We start from the raw sequence: 21,894 nt of genomic DNA on the forward strand, positions 1-21,894 counted from the left end.
AAAGAGGATAAACGTGCTCAGAGAGGCCAATAAGCGTTTTCTGTTTAGCCATGTCAGTAGCAAAGAGTAATCCTGCAGTAATTAGCTGCATGGTATAAGGATTTGAGATAGCTTTAGCAAGCAAGTCATTCTGTTCTTTTTCTTTGATTTCAATTGACAATTGAGCTTTCGTATCATTTCTCTTATACTCTTCATCTTTCCAGTTCACTTTCTTTTCAATATGAAACTGGATTTCTGACACTGAACGGCCTTTTTTAATCTTTTCGTAGGTAACATCAAAATGAGTTTTGCTAGTAATCTCATCAATTCCCTTTTTTATAACCTCTTTAGTAAAGTTATTCATAGCTTTATATTCGTCAATCGTATCAGTCATTGTTCTTAAGTCTGTTACCTGAATTTTGGGATTTTTGAATTCATTTAACTGCTTCTGTGTTCTAATGTTTTTATATTTATAATTTTCGTATTGATTATAATTCATAGAAAGCCATCTGTAAAGGATAATGCTGTATTTTGAATTTAATTCCATTATATCTGTCAAGGCATATTGAGTGAAGTTACTTTTTAAATCAATTAAATATGGCATGATAGCTGAATCAAATCTTATTGTTACTTCATCATTATAGTCATTCCATTTTACGTAGGGAATTGGAACAATACTTTCAAATTCATAACCTTTATTTTTTTCAATTTTAATTTGAAAAAAGGCTTGTTTTTGCATTTTTTCGACAGATTTTTTGAATCTTGAATGTTTTCCTTCATCGCTCACATCAAAAAAAGAAAAAAGTTCCATCTTTGATACATACACAATATTATCTTTCGGTGGGTTTTCTGTATTGATACAAGAAACTGCTAATTCAAATATTTTCATAGGTGTTTTATCCATTTTAGCAATAGATGTAATTAAATCATTGTGCTCGACTATTTTTCTGCTTTTTAAATCTTCCATTATTTAATCTCTCTTTGTTGATTTAATTAAAGTAACAACGATCAATTGATTATTGTTTAACTGACACAGGAATATTTTTTAATTTGAATTTCCTAATACTTTATTATATCACAATAGCGATAGTTAATAAAAAAAAATCTATCTTTATACATTGTTTTTCCTATCGGTATACATTGTTTTTCCTATCGGTATACATTGTTTTTCCTATCGGTATTATCGTCCTAATACTTGAAAACACTACCTTTTATTCTTCTTAAAAGAATAAAAGATAAAATATATAATATAAATAAAAATGCTTCGCATTATTTTTTATTTTTAATAAAAATGATAAAATGAAAAAAAAGGAAAAAATATGATTGAGAAAACTGTTAGAATATTAGCGGATGAGATTGGAGTTTCGAAACAAAGAATCCAACAGATAATAGACAAATTACCAGATAATCAAAAGCCCACAAAAAGAGGCAATAGATATGTATTAAGTGAAATAGATATAATAAATATAAAAATAGAGATGGGCTTGTTAGATCCAACAGCGACAAATATCGACAAATATCGACAAATATCGACAATAAAAAATATTTTGGATCAACAAATACCGGAAAATATCGACAATAAAAGCCAAGCGGAACAGCAAATATCGACAAATATCGACAATAAAGAACAAAAAACAACGAAAGAGGATAAAGAAAGTGAGTTAAATTCAGAGTTTGACATTGTTTTTGATTTTTTAAAAAAAGAAATCGGTGAAAAGAATAATCAAATCAAAGAAAAAGATAAGCAAATAGCTCAAATTCAAAAGTTGCTTGAAAACCAACAAATTTTAACTCTTCAAGCTCAAGAAAAAATTAAACTACTTGAAGAGTCTAAAACAGAAGAAGAAGATCCACTCTCAACAGAAACTTTTCAACAAGAACAAACAAAAAAACAAGGTTTTTTTTCCAAATGGTTTAAATAAAAAAGATTTTTTATGGTCATTTATATTTTGATGTTACATGATAAAAAACTAATAGAAGAACTTTGTAATAAAACATAAATAGTTCAATGATTCTCCTAAAGGAGAGGATTGTCTGATTCATTTTCTGAAGTATGGTTGTGTTTCACCTCAGAAAGCAGCGATTCTAAAAGAAAAAGATCAAGTTTGATGTGACCATTGGGTAAAGGTGTCACAGTTTGGGCCAGTGCCATCAGTTTATTGTTTAGAACATCATAGTTCGCCTCTGTTGCCCTTGTGAGCCGTTCTAAGTCTTCGTATGCAGTTTTCCACCGTAATGCCTCTGGAATGTCTCCAATGGCTTCTGAGAGGCCAGAAAGGTCATCACCAAATGAAACCGGCTTGTTTTGCTTGTTACTTGATGTCAGTTGTTCTAATTGCTCCTGAATTCTTGTTAATTTCTGCAGGACTTGTTTTTGAAAAGCAGAGGTGTCGTCTGACTTAATCAGTTTGTCTTTGATAATGTTCTTTCCAACTTCAGAAATGACAATTCTTCCTTGCTCATCTTTAGAAAATTCCTGAGCAGGCAAGGATTTGATGTGAACATTTATCAGGTCTTCTGAGCTTTTAAATTCCCTAGCAAGTTCGGATAAGCTATAGGTTTTATTTTCCATTTTTTTCTCCCTCTCTTTCTCAGGCGAGCATAGCAAGTGACTGGTCACTTACGGGTAAAAGTATCTTTTACTAGGAAACTCTCGTTACCTGGTAAATTCACTTTCTTATCATGATTTGGGGCAATCCCCAAATCCCTATAAAATAATTTTTTTTGAGCACATCATAAAATAAAAAGGCCTCCTTTTTTTGTCTTATGCTTCTATATCAGCTTATCATAAAAAGGAGTTCTCTTTTTTATTTGTTTGAAAAAAGCACTTGTTTTCTTATTTTCTTCTCATTCTTATTTTTTGAGCCTCTTTTTTATGTAAGAGCATAAGGAAAACTGTACCCACAATAGGGGTAAAGCCGCAGTGCGACTCGTTTTAGAGTGATAACAGATTTTTCTCATATTTTAGTGTTATTTTAGTTTTAAAATGCTTTAACGCCGGACCCTTTTAGTATTCTTTTAGTTTTGTAAAATGAGAACAATTTAATGTTTAAACATATTTTAGTTTTTTTTTTAGTCTTTAAATGTGAAAAATATTAAATTGAATGACAACGATTAGAGCTTATTTTGCATCTTTTTTCGATTTTTATCACTTATTGTTTTATGATTTTTAGTTTTCGAATAATCAAAAAATTGTTAAGCTTATTAGCCTTCAAAATGCCAGTTTTTTGATAGTCTACATTTCCCACTTATTTCACAAAATGAGACTTAAGAAAAACTTTTTTATAAGAACAATAAATCACGATTGGAGGCAATCCGAGGAATATACAAAAAGAACCGAAGAAATGGAATGCTCTTCATATTTTCGGTATCTACTGAAATTAAGGTGTTAATGGGTATATCTGCTTATGCATAAAACAAATAGATAAGAAATTTTGTTTTTATACAACTTTGCAACAGAACCTTTTTTCCTTTATATCATTTTTTAACCGTTAAAGAGTGATTATTGGTGATTAATGACGTATCTATCTTAACTTCAAATCTAACAACAAAGTAAGTATCAATTTAAGTTATCTATAAGTTAACTGTTGACTAACGCTTCTCTTTTTGTTATTTTTACTTATGGAGATCCTGAAGATATGAAAAAAATATTATCGCTTGTTATTCCATGCTACAATGAGGAAGAAACAATCAAATTATTTATAAAAGAAACACAAAAATATGAGTGGCAGCTATCTGAACAACTTGACTTTGAATATATTTTTGTCAACGACGGTTCTAAAGATAATACGTTGAAAGTTCTAAAAAAAATTAGCGTTGTTAAAAACATACATTATATCTCATTTTCAAGAAATTTTGGAAAAGAGAGCGCATTATTAGCAGGATTAAGATTTTCAAGTGGGGATTTCATAGTTGTAATGGATGTAGATCTCCAAGATCCACCAAAAATCCTTGGTAACATGTATGAAAAAATTAAAGAGGGTTACGATGTTGTTGGCACGAGACGGATTAACCGAGAAGGTGAACCACGCTTTCGCTCTTTTTGTGCTAACCTTTTTTATAAAATTATGAGTCACATATCAGAAACACCGATTGTTAATGGTGCAAGAGATTATAGGATGATGACTAGACAAGTCGTTGACAGTGTTCTAAATGTTCAGGAAGTAAATCGATTTTCTAAAGGTATTTTTTCATGGGTAGGATACGATACCTACTACATTGATTTTGAAAACGAAGAGCGTGTGGCCGGAAAAACATCCTGGAATTTTTGGAGTCTATTTAAATATTCTATCGAGGGATTTATAAATTTTTCAGAAGCATTACTGAATATAGCGACATATAGTGGAATGCTTGCATTTCTTATTTCTTTTGTTGGGATGATATTTGTTTTTATTCGAAAAATTATATTTGGTGATCAAGTTGATGGATGGACAAGTATGGTGATTATCATATTATTTATTGGTGCCATCCAACTATTTTGTATCGGAATTTTAGGTAAATATATTTCAAAAATTTTTTTAGAAACAAAAAAAAGACCCTCTGACGTTAAGTCAAGTTTTTAGAGTCACAAACGTAGAATTTTAATGTATTTATTTTAAGCAATTCCTTTTTCAAATTGATTAGGTGTAAGATAGCCTAAACTTTGATGGATTCGTTTTGAATTATAAAAGGCTTCAATGTACCAGAAAATACTCTGATAGGCTTCTTCAAAGTTCTTATATTTAAATTGATACACCCACTCTCTTTTTAAATGTCCATGCCAAGATTCAAGACTGGCATTATGATAAGGATACCCCTTACGACTGAAGGAGTGGGTGAGTCCAGAATTTTTTATTGTCTCTTCATACTCATGACTTGTATACTGACTTCCTTGGTCAGAATGAAGAATAACAGCTTCTGGATAGTTTTGTGATTCCAATGCCTTAATCAAAGTCCTTTGTACTAATTCTACAGTCATTCGCTTGTCTAAATCCCAAGCAATGACTTTTTTAGTGTAACGATCCATAATGGTTGAGAGATAAGCCCAGCCTTGTTGAGTCGGGATATAAGTAATATCGGTTGACCAAACCTTATTTTTCTTTGTAGGCTCATTTTGTATGAGGTTCTTTCTTTTAATGCCATCCCTAACGGAGTGTCCTGGTTTAAATTTTTTAACGACGACTGACTTGATCTGAAGTTGTTTCATTATTTTTTGTACGAGGTTTAACCCTACTTTTTCCCCTTGATTTAGTAAGAGGTGCTGAATCTTAGGTGCCCCATAGATTCCCCGATTCGCCTTGAAAAGTTGGACAATCTTAATTGCCAAGTGTTGCCTCCGTAATTGAGTTTTGGAAGGACGTCGATTGATCCGTTCATAATAACTTGATTCAGGGACACCAAGAAGTTGACAGCTGAGCCTGACATTGAGTGCTAAAGTTTTAATGGTTTGAGTCATATCCGCAGCACTCACTTCTTTTTCTCGGCGAATATGGTCAATACTTTTTTTAAGATGTCTCGTTCTTCCTTAACTTTTGCTAGTTGTCTTTTTAATTCTAGAAAATCAGCTTTAGAAACTGAGCTTTCATTAGACTTAGAGTAGAGGTCGATCCATTTATAAATTGTTGCAGGAGACACGCTGTATTCTTTAGAAAGCTGTGTAACGGATTGCCCAGAACGGTAGAAGTCAATAAGGGTTTCTTTAAATTCTTTTGAGTATCGTTTTTGCATGTTTTTTTCCTTTGTGTAAATTATACAATAATGACTCTAAGATTTAAGGATAACATCAGATTATATGTAAAAGACAAATAGCATAAAAAACTGATTTAATATTATTTATCTTATATATTATCAATTTTGAAATATGATATAAATATCATCTAATAAAATTTCACCTAAAACTCATATAAACTGGTAAAATAAATATAACAAAAATCATGCATTATTGAGAGGGAGAAAAAGGAATGGCAGAAGCAAAATTTGAAGCTGCTTTAATCAAAAAACTAGAAGCAGAAGGATGGACCTATCGTAAAGATTTATCTTATGTCCCCCTTAAGGTCTTAGAAGCGCACTGGCGTGAGGTTCTTAATGAAATTAATGCTTATAAATTAAATGGCAAACCTTTGTCTGATGTTGAATTTGGCTTAGTGATGCAAGAAGTTCAAAGGATTAAAACGCCTTATGATGCTCAACTTTTATTGGTAGGGGCAGGGGGGGTCGGCTCTATTCCTATAACACGAGATGACGGCTCCAACTTAGAAGTAGAGATTTTTTATGAAGATGATGTAGCTGGTGGTCGGTCACGCTATGAAGTCGTCAGCCAAGTGATTTTTGATGAGCTTCCTCATGGACTAGCGAGCAAAAGAATTATTGATTTAGCCTTGCTTATCAACGGAATCCCAGTAGCGCATATTGAAGAAAAAGATGAACACTTACAAAACCAATGGGGCGCTTTTGAGCAATTAAAAGGGTATCACGCAGAAGGGATATATGAGGGCTTATTTGCTTTTGTTCAAGTTCAATTTATCTTGAGTCAACACTCTGCCAACTATTTTGCCCGTCCTAATCGTCTTGAAAATTATAACAAAACTTTTGTCTTTGGTTGGCGAGATGAGCAACAGAAAGATATCACTGATGCGTTTGTCTTTGCCCATCAAGTGTTAGGAATCCCTGCACTTCATCGACTAGTGACCGTGAACATGATTCCAGATGCTTCCAATAGTAATTTGATGGTGATGAGAAGTTATCAAATTCAAGCCACAAGAGCGATTTTACAGCGTATGAAAGAAATGGAACATAACGACTACATTCAAAAGGAAGGGGGCTATATCTGGCATACCACTGGATCGGGTAAAACGGTGACCTCTTTTAAAGTAGCCCAGCTACTAGCGGCTGCCCCTAAAGTAAAAAATGTTTTATTTATTGTTGATCGTGTGGACTTAGTGGATCAAACGCTAGAAAACTTTAAAGACTTTGCTTACATTCAATTTAAAAATAGAATTAAAAAAGTAAATGGTAGGGAGTTAAAACGAGAGTTGAGCCATAAAGGCGCTTCACAGATTTTATTAATTTCTGTCCAAGGTTTAACAAAAGCCGTTAAAAATGGGCTAAAAAATACCGATCGAAACGTTATTATTATGGATGAAGCACATCGAAGTGCCAATGGAGAATCGGTTCAGCTTATTAAAGGTGCCTTTCAAAAAACGACATGGTTTGGGTTTACTGGAACCCCTAATTTTTATAGTGATGAGATTAATGATGTTCAAACCACTCGAGACATTTCAACCCATGATATTTTTGGGAAGAGACTCCATACTTATACCATCAAGGATGCGATTGGAGACGGAAACGTGTTAGGGTTTGATATCACCTACTTTAATCCCACGATTGAAATTGAAGCACTTGACGAAAAATATTCCGAAAAAGATTATGAAAAAGAAGTTTATCAAAGTCATGTTTATCGAGAACAAGTGGTCCAAGACATCTTAAACCACTGGGACAAAACGTCAAGTGGGGCTTTGAACGCTGGCAAACGAGAAAAGAATGTTTTTCAGGCGATGTTAGCTGTTTCAGGAAAGCAAGCCGTGGTTCATTACTACAATCTTTTTAAAGAAAAAGCCCCTCATTTGAGGGTAGCAATGACTTTTTCTCGAGATGAATCTAATCAACCTGGAACAAAAGAACAGAATGAAGCCTTAAAAAAAGCGATCAAAGAATACAGTAGTTGCTTCAATGTCCCTAGTCTTTTAAATGCTCAAGATCCGGCACGGGCCTACATGATTGATATCACTAAACGGCTCGCTCGTAAAAAACCATATAACCAAGGAAAAGATGAGGACCGATTAGATCTAGTGATTGTCTCGGACCAACTTCTGACAGGATTTGACTCAAAATATATTAATACGATTTATATGGATAAACAGCTGAGAGAAGGGATGTTAATCCAAGCGATGTCCCGGACCAATCGAACGTTTCACTTGAACAGTAAACCTCACGGAAAAGTTCGGTTCTATCGTCAAGGCGAACAAATGAAGTCTTTTGTAGAAAATGCTCTTCGGATTTATACACGAGGGGGGAATGATACGCTTCAGGAAGCAGATGAAGACTCAAAAAATGAAGATATCCAATCCTTAGAATACGAGCATATCCTGGCAGAACCCCAAAGTCATCAAATCCAAAAATTAACAACCGCTGTTCAAGAACTAAAAGCGTTTGCGGGAGAAGATTTTAGTCAAATTCCTCGTGGTGAGAAAGATTTAAAACAATTTGTAAGGCTAGGGCTAGAAACACAAAATAAGATTCAACAATTGGTTCAACAAGGCTATGAATTAGGGAGCGAAATTGACCTATTAGATGCTCAAGGAGAAGCTACTGGTGAAAAAGTTCGACTTGATATTTCTAATTTTGAGGAGTTTGGGGCTTTGCAAGCAAGGCTTAATGATGCTAGAGAAAAATTGCCCGAAGAGGAGCGTCCAGACCTCACAGAAATTAGAGTGGGCTTATCTTTATATGACCATGAGATTATTGACTACGATTGGCTGGTTGATCTCTTAAACCTCTTCATGGATCAGAAAACTCCTGAAAACAAAGCTTCAATTGAAAAACATATTCTCCCATTGGATGAAATGAGCCAACAAGAGATCAAGGATATTATCGTAGATATAGAATCTGGGGAAATTAAGGAACACTTTACGAAAGCAACCTTGGAAGATCAAAGAAAGCACAAACGCTCGGATCGACAAGAGTTAAAAATCCGTCGATGGGCGGCCAATCAAAAAGTCAATGGCAATCGTATTGTCCAAGCCTTTGATCTTTTCTTACCAGGTCACAGCCTAGTAGACAATTCTCAATTATCAGCGCTTGTTTCAGAAATTGAAGCAGAGGAAAACTTAAGCTTTTTTGGAGCCTCAGAATTTGAGACTGCCTTAATGAGCTTCTTCAATTCACTATAAAAAATTAAAAATACTCGCAAGAAATAAGGAGCGAATAAAATGGCATTATCAAATGAACAAAAAAATAAAATGTGGGCCCTCTTAAATCAAACCCGAGGACAGATTGGTTTAACCGCCTATAAAGACTACATTTTTGGCTTACTATTTTATAAATATTTATCAGAAAAGGCCACACAATGGCTGGGAGAAGTTTTACGAGGCGACACTTGGGAAAATGTTTATGGTCAAGATCCTGTAAGAGCCTTAGATTATATGAAACAAAAGCTTGGTTATGCCATCCAGCCTAAGGAATTTTTTAAAGATTGGGAAGCTGCCATTCATGAAGAACGATTTAACATTCCAATGATTTCAGATACATTTGGCCATTTTAATCAGCAAATTGCTTTTGAAGCGAAAGATGATTTTGAAGGTATCTTTGATGGGATGCGTTTTGATAGTTCTGATTTAGGAAGTAATGCGCAAGCTCGAGCAAGTGTGATGATCTCGATGATTGAGTTACTCTCTGCCCCCGAGTTTGATCTCTCTACAGGAGGGGACACGGTTTCAGATATCTATGAATACTTGTTAGAAAAGTTTGCGACCGTATTGGCCTCAGACATGGGACAATACTATACTCCCAAAGAAATTTCAGAGGTCATGGCTCGTATTTTGACTTTTGGTAAGGCCGACGAAGACAATTTCTCTATTTATGATCCAGCGGTCGGTTCAGCTTCTCTCTTAATTACTACCGCCAGTCATATGAAACATTCGAATCAAAGGGGAGCGATTAAATACTTTGGTCAAGAAAAAGATGCCACCCCTTACCGATTGGCTCGAATGAATTTAATGATGCATAATATTGAATACAATGATATTCAAATCCATCATGCGGACACATTGGAGAGCGATTGGCCCGATGGAGTCATTGAGGGGAAAGATACGCCTCGAATGTTTGACGCAGTGATGGCTAATCCACCTTATTCTGCCCATTGGAATAATAAGGATCGAGAAGATGACCCACGTTTTCGTGAATATGGCATTGCGCCAAAAACCAAAGCGGACTATTCTTTCTTGTTGCATTGTTTGTACCATACCAAAGAGAGTGGCCGCGTGGCCATTATCCTCCCACACGGAGTCTTGTTTAGAGGCGCTGCGGAAGGACGGATTCGAAAAGCTTTGATTGATAAACATCAAATTGAAGCGGTGATTGGTTTTCCAGATAAACTTTTTTTGAACACAGGCATTCCTGTTTGTGTCTTAATTCTTAAAAAGAATCGAGCAAATTCGGATATTCTTTTTGTGGATGCCAGTCAAGGCTTTGAAAAGATGAAGAATCAAAAGCAATTGCGTCCAGAAGATATTGACAAGATCACTGAAACAGTCATTCATCGCAAGGCGGTTGATAAATATAGCCACTTAGCAACGCTTGAGGAAGTCATTGAGAATGATTACAACTTAAATATTCCGCGTTATGTGGATACCTTTGAAGAGGAAGAATCGATTGATTTAGGGGCGATTCAAGGTCAAATAGATGAAGTAGACGCAGAGATTGCGAAAGCTAACCAAACCTTAGCAAACTACTTTAAGGAACTGGGAGTGTTGAAATGAAAGAAAAAGTAAAGGCTCCAGAATTAAGGTTTCCAGGATTTACGGATGATTGGGAAGAGCGTAAGTTAAAAGATGTCGTTGAAAAGCAGATAAAAGGTAAGGCTCAATTTGAAAAATTAGCACCTGGAGATGTTGAATATCTTGATACATCAAGGTTGAATGGTGGCCAAGCAATATTAACTAACGGTCTTAAAGATGTAATGTTAGATGATGTTTTAATTCTCTGGGATGGATCAAAAGCAGGAACTGTTTATCATGGATTTGAAGGGTCCTTAGGCTCTACACTAAAGGCTTACAGGACTTCCGCTGACTCAAAATTTGTTTACCAATATTTGAAACGTTACCAAGATAATATCTATAACAATTATAGGACGCCTAATATACCACACGTCCAAAAAGACTTTCTAGATGTATTTACGATTAGTGTACCAAGGAGCGATGAGCAAGCTAAAATTGGTTCATTCTTCAAACAATTAGATGACACTATCGCTCTTCATCAACATAAGTTAGATTTGCTCAAAGAACAGAAAAAAGGGTACTTACAAAAAATGTTCCCTAAAAATGGGGAAAAAGTTCCTGAATTGCGATTTGCGGGGGTTGCTGACGATTGGGAACAGCGTAAGTTGGATACTATATTTAATAAAATAAGAAATGCATTTGTTGGAACTGCTACCCCTTACTATGTTGATGCTGGCCATTTCTATTTAGAATCAAATAATATTAAAAACGGTCAAATTAATAGAGATACTGAAGTGTTTATCAATGATGAATTTTATAATAAGCAAACTGACAAATTGCTTCATACAGGTGACATAGTAATGGTTCAATCTGGGCATGTTGGACACACAGCAGTAATCCCACAAGAACTGGATGGGACGGCAGCTCATGCTCTCATTATGTTTACAGATTACAAAGAAAAAACTGATTCATTTTTCTTGAATTATCAATTCCAAACTTACAAATCTAAAATAAAATTAGACAAGATAACGACAGGTAATACAATTAAACATATTTTGTCTTCCGAAATGAAAGAATTTTTTATAGATTATCCTAGTTATGAAGAACAACAAAAAATCGGCTCATTCTTCCAACAATTAGACAACACTATCACTCTTCATCAGCGTAAATTAGATTTGCTTAAAGAACAGAAAAAAGGCTTTTTACAAAAGATGTTTGTTTAGGGTCTATAATTAGATAATAACCCCTAAGAAATCAAATAAAAACAGCCCCTATAATCCAAATTCTAGATTATAGGGGCTGTTTATTTATTTTAATGTTATAATAACCCCAAAAGGAGGACGTTATGCCATACCATATATTTATTAATCGAGAATCTGGAAATGATAATATTTCTATTTTTTATGATGAACCTACTTTTGTAGTTATTGCCAATAAAGACGATTTACCAGCAATTCAATTAATTGAGGAATCTCAAAAACCAGGTATATATATATTACTAGGAGATAATAAACGTTATGTAGGTCAAGCCTCTAATTCTATTTTTTCTAGGTTACAACAACACAATACAAATAAACCATGGTGGAACAAATTAATATTTTTTGGACGTGAAGATGGGCATCTATCTAAAGCACAACTAGATCTTTTAGAACGTTTAATCATTGAAAAAATGAATACTGCTAATATTGATTTAGATAATAGCACTCAAGGAAATAAAAGCTATATTGATAAATTAAGCAAATTTTCAGCTCTGTCATTATGGAATAAGGTTGAGAAACTATTGAATGATGTTGCCAATATCGATTTATTTGATTCAGAACACATTCAAACTGAAGATAATAGTGACAACTCAACTCTAAATAGTCATATATCAATCATATTTGGAGAATCATTATATACTGGGAAATCATATAGAGATATATTTACGCAATTAGTTTCTAATTTAGTATTATCCGCAGAGTCGGATAAATTGATTCCTTTAATGAGTCCTAATGAACCCAATACAGTACAAATACTTGGCAATAGAGAACATATATCAGCTAAAGGGACGAAGTTGACTAAACCAATAGAACTAACTAAATACCATATGTATGTTAATTTTTCAAAAATAGGCTTATACAATCAAATCAAAAAATTAGCTGAACTGACTGGAAAAAAAGTTATATTTGAAAGGTGGTAATTCATATGGTTCAACAAATCGTCCTCCCCATCAAAGATTCAAACATTTTAAAAATGGTTCAAGATACCTTGCTTGATAGTTTTCGTGCAGGGCGTCGCAATTACACCATCTTTCAAGTGGGGAAAGCCACTCTCTTAAGGGTAAGTGATGTCATGAAACTTAAAAAATCAGATGTCTTTAATCCTGATGGAACGGTTAAACAAACCGCTTTTATTCATGATCAAAAAACAGGAAAAGCGAATACGTTATATTTGAAACCAGTACAACAAGATTTATTAATTTATCATGATTGGCTGGTCCAACAAAATCTTAATTCTGAGTGGTTGTTTCCCTCAACGACTCACCCAGACCGTCACATCACCGAAAAGCAATTTTATAAGGTCATGGCACGTGTTGGTGATCTTTTAGGAATCAACTATCTAGGGACGCATACCATGCGTAAAACAGGCGCTTATCGTGTTTATACGCAGTCGAATTATAATATTGGTTTAGTCATGCATTTATTAAACCATTCAAGCGAAGCCATGACTTTAGCATATCTTGGATTGGACCAAGCAAGTCGAGAGAACATATTAGACCAAATTGATTTTGGGTAATGAATGTTTAGAACTTAGTAGTCGTCCAAAAACGACTACTTTTTTTGTTGTTGCCAAATATAACTTCTGACATACAATTTTTAGCAATTACACGATCCATTTATCGAATCCTCCGGACTTCTTCAACCACACTGAAAGGGAGGGAACACTCTTCGGCTTCTCGGTATCTACAGAAATAAAGGTATGTTAGTGACTGCAATTTGTAGTTTCCTAATCAGCTTGCTTACGTTTGTCATCTTGTTGATTAAAAAATCACCAAAAATAAGAACCGTCTCAACTTTGTCTAGTTAACGGTTCTCGAACTAAATACGACCACCGACTTTTACTCGGCTATATTGGACTTGTTTGCAGCAAGTCATTTTCCCTTATTATATGACTTTTTTCAATCGTTTTATTTTCTTGATAGTTATCAATTTTTATCTGTAAGGGTAGCGCTATACTAGTATCATAAAGAAGATTAAAGGAAGTAGAAAATATGGCAAAAATAACACTGAACTTTCAAAAACGACTTCAACAACACAGTAATCACTTGGTTATCCTCTCAGCCATTCTCATTGTACTCGGATACCTTGGTAAATATGGTGTAAATCAAATATGGATTTGGAATTCGACAATGATTATTGCAAGTATTATCGGTTTTATACCTGTTGCAATTCATGCCTATCAAGCAATCAAAGTGAAACAAATTTCGATTGACCTGCTAGTTTCTATTGCAGTTATCGGTGCTTTGTTCATCGGTGAATATGAAGAATCAGCAATTGTCACTTTTCTCTTCGCTTTCGGTGGATTTTTGGAGAAAAAAACGCTTGAAAAAACGCGATCAAGTATCAAAGAACTCACGAATATGGCACCCAGCACAGCCCTATCTGCTGATGGCGAAGAAATAGATATTGATGAAGTTGAAATTGGTGATAAACTTTTAGTAAAAACAGGACGTCAAGTTCCTGTTGATGGTCATATTTACCAAGGGTCTGGCTATGTCAACGAAGCCAGCATCACAGGTGAATCACGTGAAATCAGAAAGGAAACTGGTGCTAAGGTTTTTGCAGGTTCTATCTTAGAAAATGGTACAATTTACGTAGAAGCAGAAAAAGTTGGTGAAGATACAACTTTTGGTAAAATCATTGAACTGGTTGAAGAAGCCCAAGATACCAAATCTCCTGCTGAGAAATTCATCGACCGCTTTGCTAAGTATTACACGCCAGCGGTACTTGTTATTGCAGCTATTGCTTGGGTTTTTAGTCATAATCTAGAGCTAGCCATCACGATTCTCGTACTCGGTTGTCCTGGTGCCCTCGTGATTGGTGCGCCTGTTTCAAATGTTGCAGGAATCGGTAATGGTGCAAAAAGAGGTGTCCTTATTAAGGGAGGTGATGTTATGGGTTCTGTTGCGAAGTTTGAAAATCAAACGCGCCCTCTCTGAACTCCAAATATCTTAGGCTGGTATTCCCATTAATACCTTGATTTCAGTAGACACCGAAAAGCCGAAGAGCGTTCCATTTCTTCGGTTCTTTTTGTATATTCCTCGAATTGTCTCCATACCATTGATCGTAGTTGAGGCAGTGCGTAGACTTCGATAAAATTTATTGCGACGTTTAATTGAGCGGTGATCTTGTTCAATTAAATTGTTAAGATACTTAACCGTTCGATGCTCGGTCTTAGTATATAAACCATTTTTCTGTAATTTTCTAAACGCAGAAGCTATAGAAGGTGCTTTATCGGTCACAACAACTCTCGGTTGACCAAATTGTTTATGAAGTCGCTTTAAAAAAGCATAGGCTGCTTGAGTATCTCTTTTCTTTCGCAACCAAATATCTAAAGTTAAGCCATCCGCATCAATTGCTCGGTAGAGATAATGCCACTTCCCTTTAATTTTGATATAGGTTGCGTCCATTTTCCAGGAAGAGAAGGATTGTCTATTTTTCTTTTTCCAAAGGTGGTAGAGAACTTTACTGTATTCCTGCACCCAACGATAAATAGTAGTGTGACTCACCTGTATTCCTCGTTCATAAAGAATTTCTTGAACGTCACGATAGCTCAAATTATAACGGAGATAGTAACCTACTGCAACAATAATTACGTCTTTTTGAAATTGCTTGCCTTTAAAATGGTTCATATTCCCTAACCTCACTATCTTTTTTCTTCATTTTACACTAAAATAGACTTAAAGAAAAACTTTGCAACAGAACCACCTAGTCTGTTGAACCGTTTTTCAAGTCCTTTACCAATGCCCCAAAAATCAGTCATTTTTGGAAGTGTCCAGACTTTTTCAGGAACATCTTCATAATGAATTAATGCCCTCATATTAGAAGTGTGTTTTGCGTAATTATCCATTGCAAGCTTTGCAAGTAATGGATTGTCTCCCATACCAACGGTAACATACAATCCTAGTGTTTCATAGACTTCTCTTTGGAGTTTCTGAGCTATTAGGTCAATCTGTTCATATCTATTCTTAACATCAGGAAAGAAAAGATCTAAGGATTCCGTAACATCAAGAAAGGACTCATCAATCGAGTAAGAATGTATTTCTTCTATCGAAGTATAATTCTGCAAAATACGGTTCATCTTGATATTGTATTCGATATATAATGCCATTTGTGGTGGGACAATATAGGTTCGTTTAGCCCATGACTCGGTAAATGCAACGTATTCTACTGTCGGCTCTGTTCTTTGTCCATAAATGTCTGTATGTGTCTTATACCATGCGGAATAGTTAAATTTTCTACTTTCTAGATGGAAAGGGAAATCCCTGGCACGACTCACGTTTGATTTGCCAAAAACTTCTTTGAACTTTGGACTTGAAGCTAATGTTAGACCGTAGGAATTGTCAGCCCTGCTCATCACACACAACGAGGTTGTAAGAGGTGGCAAGCCTCGTTGAACACATTCAATTGAAGCATAATTTGACTTCACATCTTCAAAAAGAATTGCCCTTCTCGGTTCTTTTTCATAATCAAAATAGCCTTGTTTTATCATAGAACAATTATACTTTATTTTTTCAAAAAAAAAGTCTATTTCTAGACTTTTTTATTTCATATTTTTAATTAAATCATTGAAAAATCTCGAAGCTGATGGATATCCTTGTTCTTTTGCGATTAAATTCAATTTTTTCCTTACAGATGGCTGCAAACTAAAAGTATAATTTTTTGTTTTCTCTACATCATCTACGAAACTTGGGATGTCTAGTTCTTCTGTTTTGTCTTTTGTTATCTGATTCTGATTTTTTATCGAATTTGTTATTTTTGTGTTATTAGGTTCAAATGCCATTTTAATTCTCCTATACTTACGAGTCTACTTATATATGTTCAACATATGTTATACTTACCATTATAAATATGACATATATTTAATATTCATACATATATTTATTTTTTTATTAAACATTAGTTATTCTGTTTGTTATTTCAGAAAATGTTATATCGATACTTTCAAAGAATTGCTTTTGCTTGTTGAATACATTTTTATCATTTTGTAATGCAGAAATGGAAAGCCTATCAAGTGTACTTCTATTAAAAAGTTCCTTTTCAGGAATTACTCCAATTACTGAATTATCATTTTCTAACGCATTTAACAACTCATGAGAAGATTTCGTATTATGTTTTACCATATTAGCTACATAAAATAATTTCGCTGTAAAATACGATTTTCTTGTCGCATAATCAATCGCTTCACTTTTTAGTTCTTCTATGCGTGCCTCTAAATTAAATTTCGCATTAAAGCCATGTTCACTAGGAGTAATAGGACTAATAATTGAGTTACTAACTATGAGTGCATTTTTTGTTGCTGTCGAAAAATCTGGATGTGTATCTATTATAAGATGGTCATATGTTTCTAGTTCTAATCTTTCATAATTATCAGAAAGCCAAAGATAGAATAACATATTCTTATTTGTTTTGTTCTCGATATCTTTTTCAATAGTATCTAATCGAGTGTCTCCTGCAATAATACTTATATTGTCAGTTATAACTCTTGGAATCACTTTTCCTTTTCCTATAAAAATATTTCCAACAGAATCCTCATTATCATAAATATTATATATTTGAGATAAATTACACTGATGGTCAAAATCAAAAAACAATACTTTTTTGCCTTTACTCGCCAAATATTCTCCATAATTATAGGCTAAAGTTGTTTTTCCAACTCCACCTTTAATCGCTGAAAATGTTGTTATATTCATCATTTTATCTCCTTTACGATGAAATTATATTTATTATGTATACGTATATTGTATCATTATAAATATTGAGTGTCAAGTAAAAGTATAAATATATTTGTTAAATATACTTATACTTTTTTATTGTATGTATGATTACCTAAAAAGATACTAATAATTAGTATCTTTTCTTGATTGTTTCATATTTTTTTGCCATTCAGCAAACCTTGCTTGTTCTTCATCCGAAGTGCTTTCAACATATTTTGCGTTTGACCATTCAGGAACTTCTTTAACTGGTTTTCGTCTTGTGGCTTTCTTTTCTTCCGCTCGCTGTTGTTTATTTTCTGAAACGATTGTACCCACTCCATTATCAAGATATTGTTGTGCTGAAATCTGTAAATACTTAACAATATTCTTTTTGCTTGCAGTATAATCGACCATATTGTCGCTGACATAGCCTAAATGTTCCCTCAGAGCCACTTTTCCGTTTTCCTTGACTAATTCATCATAAAGAGGGTAAACGTGCTTAGAAAGTCCTATAATCGTTTCTTGATTGATTGTATCAAGAGCAGTGATTAAGTTGTCTGTGATAAGTTGTTCTGTATAGGGACTAGACATACCTAAAGCGTAATATTCTAAACGTGTCCTTTCTTTATTTTCTACAGATAATTGAGCAACTTCATCATTCCGTTTGTATTCTTCATCTTTCCAGTGAGCTTTCTTTTCAATATGAAATTGAATATCTGTAATTGAACGTCCTTTTTTTATTTTGTCATAGTAAACAATAAAATGAGTGTTTTTTTCAATGTCTTTTAAACTATTTTTTATTATATAGCTTTCAAAATTATCAAATCTTGGATATTCTTTTAAAGTATCTGTCAATGCCCTTAATTCTCTAATTGAAATCTTTGGATTTTGATATTCTTTTAGCTGTTTTTGAGTGCGATTTCCCTTTAATTCATATTTTTCAAATTGGTTAAAATTCATAGAAAACCACTTATAGAGAATAATACTATACTTACTTTCAAGATTCATAATATCAATAATGGCATATTGCGTAAAGTTTCTTTTTAACTCAATAATATATGGCATTATACGTTTGCTAAATTCAATTCCAACTTCATCATTTCGGTCTTTCCATTCAACATAAGATATTGGTGCAAATACCACTTCTTTATCATCGACTTTAGTTTGAAAAACTGATTCTTTCACCATCGTTTTCATTACATTTTTAAAACGTGTTCCTTTATCTTTATCAGATGCTTCAAAAAAGGAATAAAGTTCTGATTTAGATAAATAAATGATGTTATCCTTTGGTGGATTTTCTGTATCAATACATGAGACAGCCAACTCAAATATTTTAAGTGGCGTTTTATCCATTTTCGCCACACTAGTGATTAAGTCATTATGTTGGACGACTTTACGATCTTTAAGTTCAGTCATATGGCTAATCCGTTCTTTTTTTGTTATAATAGGCATATAGGTACTCCTTTGTGGGTATTGTGGGAAAGCATAGGAACAATCTTTTGTAGGAAATTCCTATGCTTTTATTATAATCCAATACACCTTAAAAGTCAAAATAAATTAAGGTATATGCCCAGTTTTTTTAAGGTATATGCCCAGTTTTTTTAAGGTATATGCCCAGTTTTTTTAAGGTATGTTATCGTGTTAAGCCTTGCAAACACTGACTTTTTTTTCGCCCAAAAGAACAAAAGACAAAATATATAGTATAAAATATAAAAGGGGACTTTTGTCCCCTTCTTTTTTATTTTTTTCTTTCAGGCTTAAAATGAGCTGTCACAATACCAATAATTCTTGGTTGCTCATCCCAACTTGCAAATTTATCATCGTAAATAGGATTGATGGAACGAAGGACTAAGCCTTCCTCTTCCATATAGACTTTTTTGATATAGGAATTGCCATCCCAATCTACTGCACAGACCTGTCCTTCATAATCTGCTTGGTCTTGTTTTTTAATTAACACAACTTCGCCATTATGAAAATCTGGTTCCATTGAATTACCATTGATCCAAGTGGCTAAATCATACTTTAATTCTTCATGCCAATAGACTGTACTGTAACTAACATCATCTGTATACCCAAAACCAGTGCCTGCGGATAGAGCTTGCTCGATTACACGGTATGGACAAAGTGAAGCATTAAACTGAATGATTTTATTTTCTTCTGTTTGCTCATTTAATTGGTTTTCAGCAAAATTTATTGTTTTTTCTTGGCGAGGTATACTCAGTTCTTCCATAATTTGAGTTATTTTATCGCCTTGTCTTAAATTTGACTCCCCTAATAAATAGCTTATTGAAACATTGAAAAAATTAGCTAGTGCTTCGATGTTCTTGGCTCTAGGCTTCCCTTTTTCCAATTCGTATTTTTGAATAGCTTGATATGAAACACCAATTTTATTTGCTAGTTCCGTTTGAGATAAATCTAGCTCTTTTCTTAATTTTTTTAATCTATTAGAAAACTTCATTTTTTATCCTTAAAAAGTATTGACATACACAACTTAAAGTAGTATTATATATTCACAGGGAACATTAAAGTATTCCCAACAAAAAAAGAGGGCTTCTAGTTTTTGACTAGAAAGTCAAAAAAACGGAAGTCCCTCATCTCTGAAAGCTTACCAAGGGCATCTTTCAAAATGTTGCATAACAACGTAGAATACTGTTATTGTAACATTTTGCGACAAAAATCTCAAACCATTCACTTGTGATTCAGATGTCATTACAATAACAAAAGGTCTAACCTTACTACAAAAGGTTCTGACAATCTTCTAGCATCCCTGGTATGAATAGCCAGTTGAAAAGGAAGCCCCTCAAAATCCCGAAGAAGGTTCAACAACCCCACCAAAGAGCGCGCCCATGAACCCACGCTTGGCTGTTGTGAATGAGACAGGACGATGACACTCTTTTCATCTAGATAAAGGTCAGGCAGGCATCCCTTAGACACCTTAGGGAATGTACTGGAAGGGAACACACCCTTCGTCTATAGGTAGTTTTATTGACTAAAGCGGAGACGCTTTTTTTAATACAGAAAGGGGCGATTGTTATTGTAAAGGCGCATAAAAGAGAAATCATACAAGTATCCTATTTCCTTGCAGGTCAAGCTTCGCACGGACTAGAAGAATTAAAAAACGAATTTGAACAACTCAACGACAAACAAATCATGTTAAGAGATCCGCTAGGTGAATATCACCGTGACTCAAGTAAACAAAGGCAACAAATACATAAAACATCTGATTGTAATAAAGACACAAAGGTGTTACACTAGAGATAGAAAAATAATATTCATTTTGAAAGGAGAGACTATGGAAAAAGAAAAAATTATCCCACATCTAGTGTCGGTAATGAAAACAGAAATGATGTTCAATCTCACCATCTTGTTTCACAATAATCCTGAATACATCCTTTTAAAATTTAAGGACGAAGCACAAGCAAAAGAAACACTGGAACAAATTAACCAAGCAAAATATTTTCAAGAGGTCATTTCCATTTGGGATGACCGAAACAAGGCAACCATTGACGGAAGTCAGGTCAGTACCATAAGCATTGAAGAAGTTGGTGCATAAGGAGAAAAAGCATGAAAAAGATTAAAGATTGGAATAAAAAACAAAAAATCACTGGTGTAGTCGTTCTGTCTGTCCTTGTTTTAGGCGGTGGTGGAACAGCACTTGCGGTTCACAATAACAATGCGGCACAAGCCCAAGAAGTCGCAACTCAAAAAGCACATGACAAAAAGGTCGCAGATGCCAAAGCAAAAGCTTTGAAAGTTGAAAAAGAAAAAGAAGCTAGTGCAGAAATCGTATTAAGCGAAGCTCTTGCTAAGGCAGTGAAAGAACCTAATGCAGACAACATTAAAGCTGTTCAAACGGCAATGAAAAATGTTAAGAACGAAACGATCGTCAAACAAACCACCACTTCCCTTAAAGCAGTTCAAAGTCGTTTAGACCTTATCAATCAAGCCAAAAAGGCAGTCGCAGATTATCAAGCGGATGCCATGAACGACACGAAAAAAGCAACCGCCCAACAAGCATTGAACAAATTGACTAATGCAAGTGATAAAGCAACCTTGACAGCACTTCAAAACAAGGTTACAGAAAGCACTAAACAAGCGGACAACGCTAAAGCAGTTGCTACCGCAAGTGCGAAAGCACAAGCTGAACAAGCACAGGCTAAAGCAAGCGAACAAGCCAAAGCAAGTGCAAAACAAGCAAGTGGTTCTAATTCAAATTCTAGTAATAGCTCAAGCGGTGGTTGGACGAATGCCAATGGTTCAAACTCAAGTGGCTATTCAAACTCAGGCAACTATGCGAAGTCAGGAGCTAGCCAAAGCGGTTCTACTTCAAACGCAGGAAGTTCATCAAGTTCAGGTAGCACAACCTACAGTGGTGCTTACGGAAATTCTAAAGAAGCTTCTGATAAATTAACACAGGCTGAAACTCAAGCTGGTAACCAAACAGAAGCTCCAAGTTGGTGGAAATAAAATCTAATAAAATTAAAAAGC

The 21,894-nt window shown here is 34.3% G+C and carries 18 protein-coding genes and 3 pseudogenes; 12 read left to right on the forward strand and 9 right to left on the reverse strand.

Annotated elements, in window-relative coordinates; translation table 11 throughout:
• Positions 1 to 946: RepB family plasmid replication initiator protein (locus GHI45_RS07500; protein ID WP_147780909.1), on the reverse strand; the 946-nt coding region annotated here is incomplete at its 3' end.
• 352 nt (positions 947 to 1,298) lie between these two features.
• On the opposite strand from GHI45_RS07500, the gene GHI45_RS07505 reads away from it, so the two are divergent.
• Complete coding sequence (locus GHI45_RS07505; protein WP_147780908.1) at positions 1,299 to 1,901, forward strand: DUF536 domain-containing protein; 603 nt, start codon at positions 1,299 to 1,301, stop codon at positions 1,899 to 1,901.
• A 95-nt stretch (positions 1,902 to 1,996) separates the two neighbouring features.
• On the opposite strand, the gene GHI45_RS07510 is transcribed toward GHI45_RS07505, so the two are convergent.
• Positions 1,997 to 2,551: a hypothetical protein gene (locus tag GHI45_RS07510; RefSeq protein ID WP_147780907.1), complete on the reverse strand. Its 555-nt coding sequence runs from the start codon at positions 2,549 to 2,551 to the stop codon at positions 1,997 to 1,999.
• 732 nt (positions 2,552 to 3,283) lie between these two features.
• Here GHI45_RS07510 and GHI45_RS07515 point away from each other — a divergent pair.
• Positions 3,284 to 3,394 (forward strand): annotated as a pseudogene (locus tag GHI45_RS07515) (IS6 family transposase); the annotation flags it as partial.
• A 223-nt stretch (positions 3,395 to 3,617) separates the two neighbouring features.
• A complete protein-coding gene (locus GHI45_RS07520; protein WP_147780906.1) occupies positions 3,618 to 4,541 on the forward strand; it encodes a glycosyltransferase family 2 protein in 924 nt (307 codons plus the stop codon).
• A 32-nt stretch (positions 4,542 to 4,573) separates the two neighbouring features.
• Here the strand turns inward: GHI45_RS07520 and GHI45_RS07525 are convergent.
• A protein-coding gene (locus tag GHI45_RS07525; RefSeq protein ID WP_153497422.1) for an IS3 family transposase occupies positions 4,574 to 5,685 on the reverse strand; the annotation gives its coding sequence in 2 pieces (ribosomal slippage) (positions 4,574 to 5,469 and positions 5,469 to 5,685; 1,113 coding nt in all).
• A gap of 233 nt (positions 5,686 to 5,918) precedes the next feature.
• Between GHI45_RS07525 and GHI45_RS07530 the strand changes: the two genes are divergently transcribed.
• The 6 genes and pseudogenes from GHI45_RS07530 to GHI45_RS07555 all read left to right on the forward strand — a co-directional run.
• Complete coding sequence (locus tag GHI45_RS07530) at positions 5,919 to 8,906, forward strand: type I restriction endonuclease subunit R (RefSeq protein ID WP_147780598.1); 2,988 nt, start codon at positions 5,919 to 5,921, stop codon at positions 8,904 to 8,906.
• A gap of 39 nt (positions 8,907 to 8,945) precedes the next feature.
• Complete coding sequence (locus GHI45_RS07535) at positions 8,946 to 10,493, forward strand: type I restriction-modification system subunit M (protein ID WP_147780597.1); 1,548 nt, start codon at positions 8,946 to 8,948, stop codon at positions 10,491 to 10,493.
• On the forward strand, positions 10,490 to 11,674 hold the full coding sequence (locus GHI45_RS07540; protein ID WP_147780596.1) for a restriction endonuclease subunit S: 1,185 nt from the start codon (positions 10,490 to 10,492) through the stop codon (positions 11,672 to 11,674). Before GHI45_RS07535 ends, GHI45_RS07540 begins: the two co-directional genes overlap by 4 nt.
• Before the next feature lie 122 nt (positions 11,675 to 11,796).
• Positions 11,797 to 12,630: a GIY-YIG nuclease family protein gene (locus tag GHI45_RS07545; RefSeq protein WP_147806229.1), complete on the forward strand. Its 834-nt coding sequence runs from the start codon at positions 11,797 to 11,799 to the stop codon at positions 12,628 to 12,630.
• A 5-nt stretch (positions 12,631 to 12,635) separates the two neighbouring features.
• Positions 12,636 to 13,226, forward strand: a complete 591-nt coding sequence (locus GHI45_RS07550) for a site-specific integrase (protein ID WP_147780595.1) — start codon at positions 12,636 to 12,638, stop codon at positions 13,224 to 13,226.
• A 475-nt stretch (positions 13,227 to 13,701) separates the two neighbouring features.
• Positions 13,702 to 14,628, forward strand: a pseudogene (locus GHI45_RS07555) (HAD-IC family P-type ATPase); the annotation flags it as partial.
• 33 nt (positions 14,629 to 14,661) lie between these two features.
• On the opposite strand, the gene GHI45_RS07560 reads toward GHI45_RS07555, so the two are convergent.
• The 6 genes and pseudogenes from GHI45_RS07560 to GHI45_RS07585 form a co-directional block, all read right to left on the reverse strand.
• Positions 14,662 to 15,342: an IS6 family transposase gene (locus tag GHI45_RS07560; RefSeq protein WP_147780594.1), complete on the reverse strand. Its 681-nt coding sequence runs from the start codon at positions 15,340 to 15,342 to the stop codon at positions 14,662 to 14,664.
• A 74-nt stretch (positions 15,343 to 15,416) separates the two neighbouring features.
• A pseudogene (locus tag GHI45_RS07565) lies at positions 15,417 to 16,202 on the reverse strand (DNA polymerase); the annotation flags it as partial.
• A gap of 51 nt (positions 16,203 to 16,253) precedes the next feature.
• Positions 16,254 to 16,493 (reverse strand): hypothetical protein, encoded by a 240-nt coding sequence (locus GHI45_RS07570; protein WP_147780592.1) that lies wholly within the window; start codon positions 16,491 to 16,493, stop codon positions 16,254 to 16,256.
• A 109-nt stretch (positions 16,494 to 16,602) separates the two neighbouring features.
• Positions 16,603 to 17,403 (reverse strand): ParA family protein, encoded by an 801-nt coding sequence (locus GHI45_RS07575; RefSeq protein WP_147780600.1) that lies wholly within the window; start codon positions 17,401 to 17,403, stop codon positions 16,603 to 16,605.
• A 147-nt stretch (positions 17,404 to 17,550) separates the two neighbouring features.
• Entirely contained in the window at positions 17,551 to 18,858 is a 1,308-nt protein-coding gene (locus GHI45_RS07580) for a RepB family plasmid replication initiator protein (protein WP_147780591.1), read from the reverse strand.
• Positions 18,859 to 19,144: 286 nt separating this feature from the next.
• Positions 19,145 to 19,864, reverse strand: a complete 720-nt coding sequence (locus GHI45_RS07585) for an XRE family transcriptional regulator (RefSeq protein ID WP_147780590.1) — start codon at positions 19,862 to 19,864, stop codon at positions 19,145 to 19,147.
• Between the two features lie 527 nt (positions 19,865 to 20,391).
• Between GHI45_RS07585 and GHI45_RS07590 the strand changes: the two genes are divergently transcribed.
• The 3 genes from GHI45_RS07590 to GHI45_RS07600 are packed head-to-tail and all read left to right on the forward strand — an operon-like array spanning position 20,392 to position 21,873.
• Positions 20,392 to 20,661 (forward strand): hypothetical protein, encoded by a 270-nt coding sequence (locus GHI45_RS07590; protein WP_147780589.1) that lies wholly within the window; start codon positions 20,392 to 20,394, stop codon positions 20,659 to 20,661.
• A 37-nt stretch (positions 20,662 to 20,698) separates the two neighbouring features.
• Positions 20,699 to 20,959: a hypothetical protein gene (locus GHI45_RS07595; RefSeq protein ID WP_147780588.1), complete on the forward strand. Its 261-nt coding sequence runs from the start codon at positions 20,699 to 20,701 to the stop codon at positions 20,957 to 20,959.
• An 11-nt stretch (positions 20,960 to 20,970) separates the two neighbouring features.
• Entirely contained in the window at positions 20,971 to 21,873 is a 903-nt protein-coding gene (locus GHI45_RS07600; protein ID WP_147780587.1) for a hypothetical protein, read from the forward strand.
• Positions 21,874 to 21,894: the final 21 nt, after the last annotated feature.

This window comes from Lactococcus sp. dk101, from assembly GCF_009601055.1.
In the GTDB taxonomy this organism is placed as follows: Bacteria; Bacillota; Bacilli; order Lactobacillales; family Streptococcaceae; genus Lactococcus.

Bases quoted from the DNA above. Each gene is read 5' to 3' on its own strand.
- GHI45_RS07505 (WP_147780908.1), top strand. From the start codon at position 1,299: ATGATTGAGAAAACTGTTAGAATATTAGCGGATGAGATTGGAGTTTCG.
- GHI45_RS07510 (WP_147780907.1), bottom strand. From the start codon at position 2,551: ATGGAAAATAAAACCTATAGCTTATCCGAACTTGCTAGGGAATTTAAA.
- GHI45_RS07520 (WP_147780906.1), top strand. From the start codon at position 3,618: ATGAAAAAAATATTATCGCTTGTTATTCCATGCTACAATGAGGAAGAA.
- GHI45_RS07530 (WP_147780598.1), top strand. From the start codon at position 5,919: ATGGCAGAAGCAAAATTTGAAGCTGCTTTAATCAAAAAACTAGAAGCA.
- GHI45_RS07535 (WP_147780597.1), top strand. From the start codon at position 8,946: ATGGCATTATCAAATGAACAAAAAAATAAAATGTGGGCCCTCTTAAAT.
- GHI45_RS07540 (WP_147780596.1), top strand. From the start codon at position 10,490: ATGAAAGAAAAAGTAAAGGCTCCAGAATTAAGGTTTCCAGGATTTACG.
- GHI45_RS07545 (WP_147806229.1), top strand. From the start codon at position 11,797: ATGCCATACCATATATTTATTAATCGAGAATCTGGAAATGATAATATT.
- GHI45_RS07550 (WP_147780595.1), top strand. From the start codon at position 12,636: ATGGTTCAACAAATCGTCCTCCCCATCAAAGATTCAAACATTTTAAAA.
- GHI45_RS07560 (WP_147780594.1), bottom strand. From the start codon at position 15,342: ATGAACCATTTTAAAGGCAAGCAATTTCAAAAAGACGTAATTATTGTT.
- GHI45_RS07570 (WP_147780592.1), bottom strand. From the start codon at position 16,493: ATGGCATTTGAACCTAATAACACAAAAATAACAAATTCGATAAAAAAT.
- GHI45_RS07575 (WP_147780600.1), bottom strand. From the start codon at position 17,403: ATGAATATAACAACATTTTCAGCGATTAAAGGTGGAGTTGGAAAAACA.
- GHI45_RS07580 (WP_147780591.1), bottom strand. From the start codon at position 18,858: ATGCCTATTATAACAAAAAAAGAACGGATTAGCCATATGACTGAACTT.
- GHI45_RS07585 (WP_147780590.1), bottom strand. From the start codon at position 19,864: ATGAAGTTTTCTAATAGATTAAAAAAATTAAGAAAAGAGCTAGATTTA.
- GHI45_RS07595 (WP_147780588.1), top strand. From the start codon at position 20,699: ATGGAAAAAGAAAAAATTATCCCACATCTAGTGTCGGTAATGAAAACA.
- GHI45_RS07600 (WP_147780587.1), top strand. From the start codon at position 20,971: ATGAAAAAGATTAAAGATTGGAATAAAAAACAAAAAATCACTGGTGTA.